Annotated in this window: 7 protein-coding genes; all 7 read left to right on the plus strand. The window is 61.5% G+C overall.

What is annotated here, in order from left to right; translation table 11 throughout:
- The first annotated feature begins 655 nt into the window (after positions 1–655).
- From bcsO to IAE48_RS16380, 7 genes are read left to right on the plus strand one after another with little or no spacing between them, the layout of a single operon-like run.
- Positions 656–1,084, plus strand: a complete 429-nt coding sequence (bcsO, locus tag IAE48_RS16350; RefSeq protein ID WP_200134995.1) for a cellulose biosynthesis protein BcsO — start codon at positions 656–658, stop codon at positions 1,082–1,084.
- Positions 1,075–1,878: a cellulose biosynthesis protein BcsQ gene (gene bcsQ, locus IAE48_RS16355; RefSeq protein ID WP_094422541.1), complete on the plus strand. Its 804-nt coding sequence runs from the start codon at positions 1,075–1,077 to the stop codon at positions 1,876–1,878. Before bcsO ends, bcsQ begins: the two co-directional genes overlap by 10 nt.
- Positions 1,879–1,892: 14 nt before the next feature.
- Positions 1,893–4,010 (plus strand): UDP-forming cellulose synthase catalytic subunit, encoded by a 2,118-nt coding sequence (bcsA, locus tag IAE48_RS16360; RefSeq protein ID WP_200134996.1) that lies wholly within the window; start codon positions 1,893–1,895, stop codon positions 4,008–4,010.
- On the plus strand, positions 4,007–6,262 hold the full coding sequence (gene bcsB, locus IAE48_RS16365) for a cellulose biosynthesis cyclic di-GMP-binding regulatory protein BcsB (protein ID WP_200134997.1): 2,256 nt from the start codon (positions 4,007–4,009) through the stop codon (positions 6,260–6,262). Before bcsA ends, bcsB begins: the two co-directional genes overlap by 4 nt.
- On the plus strand, positions 6,259–10,221 hold the full coding sequence (locus tag IAE48_RS16370) for a cellulose biosynthesis protein BcsC (RefSeq protein ID WP_200134998.1): 3,963 nt from the start codon (positions 6,259–6,261) through the stop codon (positions 10,219–10,221). Before bcsB ends, IAE48_RS16370 begins: the two co-directional genes overlap by 4 nt.
- Positions 10,218–10,694: a cellulose biosynthesis protein BcsD gene (gene bcsD / locus IAE48_RS16375; RefSeq protein WP_370569035.1), complete on the plus strand. Its 477-nt coding sequence runs from the start codon at positions 10,218–10,220 to the stop codon at positions 10,692–10,694. Before IAE48_RS16370 ends, bcsD begins: the two co-directional genes overlap by 4 nt.
- A gap of 8 nt (positions 10,695–10,702) precedes the next feature.
- Positions 10,703–11,698, plus strand: coding sequence for a glycosyl hydrolase family 8 (locus tag IAE48_RS16380; RefSeq protein WP_200135000.1), 996 nt, complete (start codon positions 10,703–10,705; stop codon positions 11,696–11,698).
- Positions 11,699–11,819 lie beyond the last annotated feature (121 nt).

Raw genomic sequence — 11,819 nt, forward strand, 5'->3', positions numbered from 1 at the left:
CCAGACCTTGTCATTCCCGCTTCGGTTCGCCGATTTCAGCGGGGACACAACCCCTCGCTGTAAGACCGAGATTAAATCAAATGAATGTGTCGCTTTAGGCTCGTTTTTGTAGGCCGGATAAGGCGTAGCCGCCATCCGGCAATCAATGCCGGGGGATGTGATACGGGTTGTCGCGGTTTTTGTAGGCCGGATAAGGCGTAGCCGCCATCCGGCAATGGTGCGGCGGAGAAAATGCCTGATGGCGCTTCGCTTATCAGGCCTACGCGGTTTCAGAGGCTCTTCGTGCTGCATTATTCTGTTTATGCTCTTTTCTCGCCAATAAGCGCTGCTTAAATAAACTAATTTACCTTTGGTGTTCGTATAAATATCGCCCGTCTATTTATTGTCAGCGATTAACGCTGTCGTCCCTCTTCGTGCCTAAAAAAAAAGATGCAAACAGCAGCATTGTTTATATATTTAGTGCCAGTTAAAGCGCGAATTAGCATCACTAAAATTACTAGCGCAACCGCAGGCCGCAGGTCATCGCCGTTTCATTCACCTGTACCCTCATAAAAAGCACCGCCAATAAAAACACATTCATCACCCTACGCGTGGCAGAAGAGCCTCTCCTGCTGGTGGGGAGTACTCGTTTATTGCGTAAATCACGGATTCAACCATGAAGCATTATGATGATTTGCAGAGATTCAGGGAGAAGAGCGGCAAACAGCATCACGCCTTCAAAGACCTCTCTACCCAATCCCTTGCCGCCGACCAGGGTAACTGGGCGATCCTCAACCAGCTCGCGCCCGCTGATGAAAATGCCGGGCTGGCGCTGGGTGGGCATGTTGCCTCTTCTGTTCCACAACCTGTTGATATCGAGCGCTTCGCTTCTGAAGCACAAATGACCCCCTCGCCAATCCGCGACACCGCGATCGCCAGCCAACCCGAAAGCGCGCCAGCACAGCGCCCGGCCGCGCCGCCGCAGCGTGAGGCCAGCATTCATTACGAGCAGCTGTTTGCCGCGAAGCCCGCGCAAACTAAACCGCGCAGCCAGAAAAACCAGCCTCTACAACCGTTGCTAGAAAGGATTGCCGCATGCCGCTGATTTGTGTCTGCTCGCCGAAAGGTGGGACAGGGAAAACGACCCTCGCGGCGAACCTCGCCTATGCGCTGGCCCGCAACGGTAGCAAAGTGCTGGCGCTCGATTTCGATGTGCAAAACAGCCTGCGCCTGCACTTCGGCGTGCCGCTCTCCGACACGCGCGGCTATGTCGCCCGCGCTGCGGATGCCTCCGACTGGAGCCAGTTTGTCCTCACCGCTGGCGGCAATATTTTTGTTCTGCCCTATGGCGACGCCACCGACGCACAGCGCCGCGACTTTGAGGAGCGCCTCACCCATGACGAACACTTCCTCACCCGCGGGCTGAACACGCTGCTTAACTACCCGGGGCTGATTATTGTCGCCGACTTCCCGACAGGCCCTTCGGCGGCATTAACCGCCCTGTCGCGGCAGGCCGATTTACATCTGATTCCGTTGCTGGCGGACAGCGCCTCGCTCTCACTGCTGCCGCAGATTGAAAACCACCGCCTCACCGGAGACGTGCTGAACCAGAAAGCGGGCCACTTTGTGGTGCTCAACCAGAGCGATAACCGCCGCCAAATCAGCCGTGATGTCACCGCGTTTATGGAGCAGCGCCTCGGCAACCAGTTACTCGGCGTGTTGCACCGCGACGAAAGCGTGGTGGAAGCCAATGCTTCACAGCAGTCGGTGTTCGACTTCAGCCCGGCTTCGGCTGCGGCATTTGATATTGAGCTTATCGCCAAACGCGCCGCTGGCATGCTGGGCGTCAACATCGGCGACGGCACGCTGCACAGCTCGCCGCGCATGTCGGGGCTCTAAGCGTCAGGACAACTATGAAAAAAATCCTCTCTCTCCTGCTGGCGCTGGTTATGCTGCCGCTCGCCCTGTTGGTGATCATCACGCCGATGGACAGCCAGAAGCAGTACATTTTTGGTCTCATCAGCATCGGCGCGCTGTTTATCGCCGGGACTCTCAGTAAAAAGCGCAGCGTTTCGCTGGTAATGGTGGCGATGTCGGTACTGCTCTCCACCCGCTACATGTACTTTCGTCTGGCCCAGACGCTGCACTTCAACTCAGAAATTGAAACGCTGCTCGGCATGGGGCTGTTTCTGGCCGAAGTCTATGTCTGGGTGATGCTGCTGCTCAGCTACCTGCAAACCGCCTGGCCGCTGAAGCGCGACATTGTGCCGCTGCCGGATGACACCAGCCTGTGGCCGACGGTCGATGTCTATATCCCCTCCTACAACGAGCCGCTGGAGGTGGTGCGCGACACGGTGCTGGCGGCGCAGTGCCTCGACTACCCGCGCGATAAACTGAAGATCTACCTGCTCGATGATGGCAAACGCAGCGAGTTCGCGGTATTTGCCGCCGATGTCGGCGTCGGCTACATCACGCGCAATGACAATGCCCATGCGAAAGCGGGCAACCTCAACCATGCGATGAAGCTGACCCACGGCGAGTTAATTTGTGTGTTTGACTGCGACCACGTGGCGACGCGCATCTTTTTACAGGCCACCGTCGGTGGTTTCCTGCAAGATCCGAAACTGGCGCTGGTGCAGACGCCGCACTACTTCTACTCGCCGGATCCGTTCGAGCGTAATCTTTCGGTCGGGCGCAATATTCCCAACGAAGGGGCACTCTTCTATGGCCCAATCCAGCAGGGGAATGACAACTGGAACGCCACCTTCTTCTGCGGCTCCTGCGCCGTGATTCGCCGCAGCGCCCTCGATCAGATTGGCGGCTTTGCGGTCGAAACCGTGACCGAAGATGCCCACACCGCGCTCAAGTTGCAGCGTCTTGGCTGGGGCTCGGCGTTTATTGATATCCCGCTGGCGGCGGGGCTGGCGACGGAGCGGCTGGTGCTGCATGTTATTCAGCGTACCCGCTGGGCGCGCGGCATGACGCAGATCTTCCGTCTCGACAACCCGTTGTTCGGGCGCGGGCTGACGCTGCAACAGCGGCTCTGCTACCTGAGTGCGATGCTCTATTACCAGTTTGCCCTGCCGCGCATCGCCTTCTTAACCGCGCCGCTGGCCTACTTGCTCTTTAACCTCAACATCATTCACTCCTCGGCGAGCCTGATTTTCGCCTACGCGCTGCCGCACCTCTTTCTCGCGGTGTATGTTAACTCGCGGCTGAATGGGCGCTTTCGCTACAGCTTCTGGGGCGAGATTTACGACCTCGTGCTCGCCTTCCACATTGTGCTGCCGACGGCGGTCACCATGCTGTTTCCGAAACGCGGCAAATTCAACGTCACCGACAAAGGCGGTCTGCTTAACGTCGGCTACTTCGACTTCAGCGTGGTGCGTCCGCACCTGATTATCGCTCTGCTGCTTGGCGCAGGGGTGATCGCCGGGATTGTCCGCGCCTGCGCCCACGACTACTTCGGCGTCGATCCGCGCGTCATTGCCCTTAACGTCGGCTGGGGGTTATACAGCCTTATCTTCCTGCTGGCGGCGATTGCGGTAGCGCGCGAAACGCGGCAAACCCGTAAAACTATCCGTATTGAGGTCGAAATCCCGGTGCTGATCCACTACGCCAGCGGCATTGTCTCCCGCAGCCAGACGGCGGATCTGTCGATGGGCGGTTGCCGCATCGTCGCCCCGGACGATCGTCACTTAAAGGATGAGATCGAGGAGATCGAACTGCTGCTGCACTCCGGGGCGATTGCTCTGCCGGTGCAGACCGTCGCCAGCGATGAGAATGCCATCCGCTTGAAGTTTAATGATATTCCGCTGGCGCGCCGCCGCGAGCTGGTGCGCGTGGTGCTGGCGCGTGCCGATGCGTGGATCCACCCGCCGAAGCCGCAGGACAACCCGTTCCGCTCGATGTTGACCATTGTGCGCTGCGTCTTTGACCTCTTCTGGCTCACCTGGCGTTCGCGGCGCGAAAACCGCCGCCTGCGCCGTGAAAAAGCGGCGAACGTGGCGCAGGAGGAGAGCCGGGTATGAAACGTCTCACCTTACTCACCCTGCTGGCGAGCGCGCTGGTCACCGCGCCGCTACACAGCGAGCCGACGCCCGTTGACGCGCTGCTGCCCGCGGTTTCCGCCTTTGCCCCCTCGCGCGTCGAAAGCGTGTCGCTGGCGCAGATGGGCCAGCCGCAGGGCCTGACGCTCAGCGGCGGCCAGTTCCAGGGCGGCGTCGATTTCACCCTGCCGGTCGATCAGGTAGTCACTAACGCGCGGCTGGCGCTGAACCTGAAAATCTCCCCGGCGCTGGCGGCGGCGAACGCCACGCTGCAACTGATGCTTAACGGGCAACCGCTCGGCACCGTGCCGCTGAGCGCCGTCGAAGGCGATACCGCCCGCTACCAGCTCGATGTGCCAGCGGCGCTGATGGTCTCCAGCAATAACCTCAGTTTTAAAATCAACGGCGGTGATGCCGCGCAGTGCCAGCGCGATGCCGACACCAAAAGGTATGTGACCATTCTGCCGGACTCGCGCTTTGAGCTGGAGGGGCAGCAGCTCGATATTGGGGCCGATCTCAGCCACTTCCCGCGCCCCTTTTTCGACAGCATGCAGATGACGCCCGCCGCCATCGCCATCGCTTTTTCCGCGAAACTGAGTCCTGATGCCCTTAGCGCCGGCGCGCTGATCGCCTCATGGTTAGGCATTCAGGCCGATTATCGCGGCGTCGCCTTTGCTGCGTACCACGACAGGCTGCCAGAGAAGAACGGCATTCTGATTGGTCACCCTGGCGAGCAGATCGGCGGCCTGACGCTGCCGCAGAGCCAACAGCCACTGCTGAAGATCATCGATAACCCGGCCAACCCGGTCTATAAGCTGCTGCTGGTGGTGGGCAAAGATGATGAGGCGCTGCGGGCGGCGGCCTGGCGCCTGACGCGCGGCGAGTTCAATGCGCAAACGGCTGCCACAGAAGTCGCCGCGCAGACGCTGCCATTGAGCCAACCCTATGATGCGCCGCGCTGGATCGCCACCGATCGTCCGGTAATGCTCTCAGAGCTGATCCGCAAGGATCAAAGCCTCACCGCCACCGGCATCTGGCACCCGTCGTTACAGGTTGCGTTTCGCGCCGCGCCGGATCTCTTTTTGTGGGACGGCGAGACCATTCCGCTGCATATCGGTTACCGCTTCCCGACCGAAAACTGGATCGATGAAGAGCGCTCGTGGCTGAGCATGACGCTCAACAACACCTTCCTGCACAACCTGCCGGTGAATAAGCAGGGCGCGCTGGAGGGGCTGTGGCATAAGCTCGGCGGTGATGCCCGCCAGGAACAGTTTGATATGCCGCTTGAGCCCTACATGATTTATGGCGATAACCAGCTCTCCCTCTACTTCAATATCGTGCCGAAGGCGGATGCGCCGTGCAGCACCTTGCTGAATAACAACATCAAGAGCCGCATCGACGAGCATTCGTGGATCGATCTCAGCCATACGCGCCACTTCGCGCTGCTGCCCAATCTCTCCTACTTCGTCGGTGCCTCATTCCCCTTCACCCGGCTGGCGGATTACGCCGAAACGGTGCTGATGCTGCCGCCCGCGCCGAGCGAAACGCAACTGGCGACGCTGCTGGATATGGCGGCGCGCGCCGGTAACGCCACCGGCACGGCATTAACCCACAATCGCGTGCTGCTCGGCATGCCGTCCGGCGACGAGGCACGCGAGCTGCTGGAGAAGCGCGATGTGCTGGCGATCAGCGGCATGGATCAGCATGAGTTTAACCGCGCGCTGCTCGCGGACTCACCCTTCACCGCCCATGACAGCACGCTCGGCGTGCGTAAACCCAGCGCATGGCAGAAGGCGCAGCGCTGGATGACCGGCGACTGGGCCGCCGACGGGCTGGAGGCGGATCGCTACTTCTCTTCCAACGAAGCGTGGCGCGGTTTTGTCAGCTTCCGTTCGCCGTGGAGCAGCAAACGGCTGGTGGTGCTGGCGCTCGGCAGCAGTGACGCCCAGCTGGCGCAACTGCATGACGATCTCTCTTCGGCGACCATCAACGCCGGGATTCGCGGCGATGCGGCAATCATCACCGATGAGAACGGCGTGCGCAGTTTCCGCGTCGGCGAGCAGTTCCCGAGCGGCGAAATGCCGCCGCAGATGATGATTATCTGGTATGCCAACCAGCACTCGGCGCTGCTGGCGCTGCTCGGCTTGCTGCTGGGCGCGCTGGTGGGCGGGCTGCTCTACCGCATCCTGAAACAGCGCGAGCGTAAACGACTCAACCCGGAGAAGCAGAAATGAAAAAGGTCACCGCGTTATTTTGCCTCTCCGGCGCGCTCAGCTTCGCGGCGCTCGGCCAGGCGCAGGCCGCGCCTAACCCGGCGGCGCTAAAAGCGCTGTTTGATCAGGCCAACTACTGGCATGAAAAATCCCACGACGATCTGGCGACGGCGTCGCTGCAAAAGGTGTTGATGGTCGATGCCAACAATACGCAGGCGCTCTACCTACTGGCGCTGTGGGCGCAGCAAAATGGCGATCTGAAAAGCGCTGCGCAGTGGCGCGCGCGGCTGGTGCAAACCGCTCCGGCCGATGGCAGCCTGCAAGCACTCGATAACGCCAACGCGCTGGCGCAGGTGCCGCAGGGGCAGTTAACTCTCGCTCGCCAGCAGGCACGCAGCGGCAATATTCCGGCGGCGCTGGAGACCTGGCACGGCCTGTTTAACGGCGATACGCCGCCGCAGAGCCTGGCACCGGAGTATTACCTCACCATGGCGAGCGACAAAAGCCTCTACCCGCAGGCGCTGGCACAGCTGCGTGCGCTGGTTGAGCAACATCCGCAGGATAACGCCGCGCGCATTGCGCTCGGCAAACTGCTCACCTGGCAGGAGGCGACGCGGCGCGAAGGGATGCTGGCGCTGGAGCCAATGGCGGGCGGCAGCAAAGAGGCCGATGAGGGGCTGCGTCAGGCGCTGCTGTGGCTCGCGCCGCAGGCAGGCGATGAGCGTTTCTACGACACCTGGTTGCAGCGTCATCCGGACGACAGCGAAATGCAGGCGTGGTATCGCAAAAGCATCGGCGGGCGGGCGAAGGGCGCAGGCTTTGAGGCGCTCAACAGCGGCGACAGCAGCGCGGCGAAGCGCCAGTTTGCCCAGGTGCTGCAAACCAACCCGCAGGATGCCGACGCGCTGGCGGGCATGGGCTATATCGCCCAGCGCAACGGTGATTACCAGGCGGCGGCGCAGTATCTGAGCCGGGCGGCAAGCCAGGGCGGCGAGGCCTCCGACGAGCGTCAGGTGCAGGCGGAAGATGCCGCCTTTTATGGCCAGCTGGCACAGGCGCAGCAGGCGCTGAAAGAGGGGAACCTCAGCCAGGCGCTGGCGATCTCCGCGCCGCTGGCGGAGCAGAACGGCGATCGCGGCACCGCGGCGAAGCTGTTTCGCGCCGATGTTCTGCGCCAGAACAAAGATTACCCGCAGGCGGAGCAGGCGCTGCGCGGCGTGCTCAATAGCGAGCCGCAAAACGCTCCGGCGCGGGAAAACCTCTACTACGTGCTGCGTGAGCAGAACAAAACCGCCGAGGCGCAAACTATTCTGCGCACCTTGCCCGCCGCGCTACAGGCGAAGCTGCAACCGCGCACGGTAAGCGGCACGCCGGGCGATCCGCTGCGCCGCGAAGCGCAACAGCTGGCGGCCAGCAGTAACCGTGCACAGGCGATTGCCGTGCTGCGCCAGGGCGTGGCGCGCTTACCGGATGATGGCTGGCTGCGTCTCGATCTGGCGCGTCTGCTGGTGCAGGCCGGGCAGGAGAATGAGGCGGCGAATGTGATGCTGCCCGCGCAGCGTCAGGGGGCGGGGGCCAGCGCGCTCTATGCCGCTGCGCTGTTCGCCAGTGAGCAGGGCGGCTGGCAGCAGGCCAGCGCCTTGCTGGGGCGCATTTCGCCAGCCAGCCAGACGACACAGATGCGCGAGCTGGCGCAGCGGGCCAATTACAACTTACAGATGGTCACCGCCGAGCGCTATCTGGCGCAGGGCAATATGACCGCTGCCGCCAACACACTCAAAGCGCTGGCGCAAACCTCGCCCGTAAGCCCGGTCGATGCCGGGAAACTGGCGCGTATGCTGGCGCGCAGCGGCGATCTCACCTCGGCGGTGGCGCTGGTGCGCGGCAATATGCGCCAGGGCGTGCAGGGCAACGCCGGGGATTATGCCGATCAGATTGCCGTGCTCAACCAGGCGGGACTCAACGCCGAAGCGCAGACGTTTATCGAAAGCCCCGAGATGCAGGCGCGCAGCACGCCAGCACAGCTTGCCGGGGTACGCAACGGCTATGTCATCAACGAGGCCGACAGGCTGCGCGAGCAGGGGAACTACGCTGCGGCGTACGACACGCTGATCCGCGCATTGCAAAACGACCCGCAGAACACCGATTTGATGTTCGCCATGGGGCGCCTGTATCAGTCCGGCAAGATGAACAAAGAGGCGGGCGTGCTCTATGACTACCTGATGACCCGCGACAGCGACGATCAGGCGGCGCGCGTCGGCGCGATTGATGTCGCGCTGGCAGAGAACAACGTCGGGAAAGCGCAAACTCTCGCCAGCGGCTTGCGCAGCGACAACTCGCCGGACCGCCTGCTGTTGCTGGCGCGGCTGGAGGAGGCGAAAGGCAACCACCAGCAGGCGATGACCTATTTACGCAGCGCGCGCGGCAAGCTGGTCGGGCTGGAGGAGAGCAACGGCACCGGCACGCCAACCCTTGGCGGCGTGCTGCTGGCGGATAACCCCTTCACCACCACCAGTAAAACTCCGTCGCCTTACGGGCAAGCTATGCCGTGGCAGGTGGCGCAGACAGCGCGCGAGCCGGGCAGCCAACTGCCGGGTACCGCACGCACCGATCTGCCGATCGAGACGACGCAAAGCCGCACCCTGCGTCAGGTGGACGAGATGATGCAGCAGATGAACGAGAAAACCGGCATGTGGTTGCAAGGCGGGGTGGCGATCCGCGGGCGCGATGGCGAGACGGGCACCAGCAAGCTGACGGAGGCGAAAGCGCCGCTTACCTGGTCCAGCTCGCCGTTTGGCGAGTCGCGCTTTGAGTTGACCGCCACGCCGGTTTCCCTCAGTTCCGGCAGTGCGTCGGGCGATGCCTGGCGGCGCTACGGCAGTAACCCGCTGGCGGATGCGGCGACCAATCTGGCGACTTCCATTAAAACGGCGAACAGTTCAACCGCCACTGACGGCAGCGATAAGTTCACCGACCTGGCCCGTTACGCCGACGCCGCGAAACTATCGCCCTTTACCGCAGAGGGTTTCGACAACCTCAGCACGCTGCTCGGCTCAAGCCGTTTACAGAGCCTGAGCGAGTCGACCTACAAGAAAAATTATAACGATCCGATCCGCGCCTCGACCGATGCGCAGAACGGCAACGGCGTTGAGCTGAACATGGCGCTGAGCGGCGAGGGCTATAAGCTCGATATCGGCACCACGCCGCTGGGGGAAGATCTCAGCACGCTGGTGGGCGGCGTGAAGTGGTCGCCGAAACTGACCAACTACCTGACGCTGATCCTTACCGGCGAACGCCGCGCGGTGACCGACAGCCTGCTCTCTTACGTCGGCTTGCAGGATAAGTTCTCCGGCGAGCGCTGGGGACGGGTAACCAAAAACGGCGGTAGCGCGCAGCTGAGCTACGATGATGGCGATGCCGGGTTCTACGTCGGCGGCGGTGGCTACAGCTATTTCGGCGAAAACGTGGCCAGCAACAACAGCCTTAACGCTAACGCCGGGGTCTATTTACGCCCCTTGCATGATGATTTCCGCCAGTTGCAGACCGGGCTGAGCATTAGCTGGATGGATTACGCGAAAAACCTCAGCTACTTCACCTTCGGCCAGGGCGGTTACTTCAGCCCGCAGAACTACGTCAGCGTCTCGCTGCCGGTGGACTTCACGCAGAAGATCGATAACTGGAGAGTGCGCCTTGGCGGGGCGGTGGGGTATCAATCCTACACCCAGGATAAGAGCGACTACTTCCCGACCTCCCCGCAGGCGCAGGGAATGCTGGAGCAACTGGCGGCGCTCGGCTTTATCAAAGAGGCGCAGTATCGTGGCTCGTCGCAAAACGGCATTGGCTACAACTTCCGCGCCGGGCTCGATTACAACGTGAACAAAAATATGTCGGTGGGCGGCAACGTCGGGTACGACACCTTCGGCAGTTATAACGAAAGCACCGCAGGCCTCTGGCTACGGTATATGTTGGGAGAGAAATAATGACCACCAACTTGACCCCTGAACTGGCCTGGCATCAGCAACAGCAGACGCCGCCGGGCTGGTTTGATCTGCTTAGCGTGATGGTCGATAACATGGTGAAAAACGTCGGCGAAGCGCAGAGCCTGCCGTTTTTGCGCCAGATGGGCGAGACGCTGGCCGTGCAGACGCCGCTTATGGCATCAACTACCGTCGGCGAGCTGGAAGCGGCGATCAACACCAGACTTGCCGTCTTCAACTGGGGCGTGATTGATATTGAAGCCAGCGACAGCGGCATGACTTTTCGCCACCGCGCGCTGCCCGTCGCCCGCGATGAAGCACAGCAGACGCGCTGGTGCCACGCCTTTTGCGCCGTGCTTGAAGGGCTTTATGGCCGCTGGATGCAGGATCAGGGCGGCGATGCGCGCCTCGTGTTTAGCCGGGAAGCGCTCTATTCTGTCTCGGATGTTCTCTTTCGCTACGCTAACCCAGAGTGAGACTCGCTATGTTTAAACCCCTGTTTGCCGCGATGGTGATGTTAACCAGCCTGCTCTTTTCCACCGTGTCGCAGGCCGCGACCGCCTGGGAGAGCTACAAAGCGCGCTTTTTAATGCCCGACGGGCGGATTGTCGATACCGGCAATAACAACGTCTCCCACACCGAAGGTCAGGGTTTCGCCATGCTGATGGCGGTCGGCAATAACGATAAAGCAGCGTTCGATAGCATGTGGCACTGGACGCATACCACGCTGCAAAACAAGCAAAACGGCCTCTTTTACTGGCGCTATAACCCGGTGGAGGCCGATCCGATTGCCGATAAAAACGATGCCACCGACGGCGATATTCTTATCGCCTGGGCGCTGCTGAAAGCGGGCGAGCGCTGGAATCTGCCCGCCTACACCGCCGCGTCGGACGCCATTACCCAGGCGGTGCTGAAACATACTGTGACCACCTTTGCTGGCTATCACGTGATGCTGCCGGGGGCGAAAGGCTTTAACCTCAACAGCCGCGTGACGCTGAACCCCTCCTACTTTATCTTCCCGGCGTGGCAGGATTTCGCCAACCGCAGCCACCGGGTGATCTGGCAGCAGCTGATTGATGACGGGCAAAAAATGGTGGGCAAGATGGCCTTCGGCAAACCGCGCCTGCCGACCGACTGGGTGTCGCTCTCGGCGGACGGTACCTTTAGCCCGGCAACAGAGTGGCCGCCGCGCATGAGTTACGACGCCATTCGCGTGCCGCTCTACATCGCCTGGCACAATCCGCAGAGCCCGTTGTTGACGCCGTGGCGCAGTTGGTGGCAGGGGTTTGCGCGCAACCAGACGCCAGCGTGGGTCAATGTGACGACCAACGAGAATGCGCCTTACAACATGAATGAGGGATTGCTGGCGGTGCGGGATTTAACCCTTGGCGAGCCGACGGGCGAGCCGCAGATCACCTCGCAGGATGATTATTATTCCGCCAGCCTGAAGATGCTGGTCTGGCTGGCGCAGCAGCGTTAACGCCTGATGCCGGGTGGCGGCTTTGCCTTACCCGGCCTACGTAATGTGCGGTCTGGATGGGCGGCGCCTTACCGGGCCTGCAAATACCACCGGAGCGGTTTTCGTAGGCCTGATAAGCGCA

It is taken from the genome of Kosakonia sp. S57 (assembly GCF_016516575.1).
GTDB lineage: Bacteria > Pseudomonadota > Gammaproteobacteria > Enterobacterales > Enterobacteriaceae > Kosakonia > Kosakonia cowanii.

Excerpts from the sequence above, each read along its gene's own strand:
- IAE48_RS16380 (WP_200135000.1), top strand. The coding sequence starts at position 10,703 with ATGTTTAAACCCCTGTTTGCCGCGATGGTGATGTTAACCAGCCTGCTC.
- bcsO (WP_200134995.1), top strand. The coding sequence starts at position 656 with ATGAAGCATTATGATGATTTGCAGAGATTCAGGGAGAAGAGCGGCAAA.
- IAE48_RS16370 (WP_200134998.1), top strand. The coding sequence starts at position 6,259 with ATGAAAAAGGTCACCGCGTTATTTTGCCTCTCCGGCGCGCTCAGCTTC.
- bcsA (WP_200134996.1), top strand. The coding sequence starts at position 1,893 with ATGAAAAAAATCCTCTCTCTCCTGCTGGCGCTGGTTATGCTGCCGCTC.
- bcsB (WP_200134997.1), top strand. The coding sequence starts at position 4,007 with ATGAAACGTCTCACCTTACTCACCCTGCTGGCGAGCGCGCTGGTCACC.
- bcsQ (WP_094422541.1), top strand. The coding sequence starts at position 1,075 with ATGCCGCTGATTTGTGTCTGCTCGCCGAAAGGTGGGACAGGGAAAACG.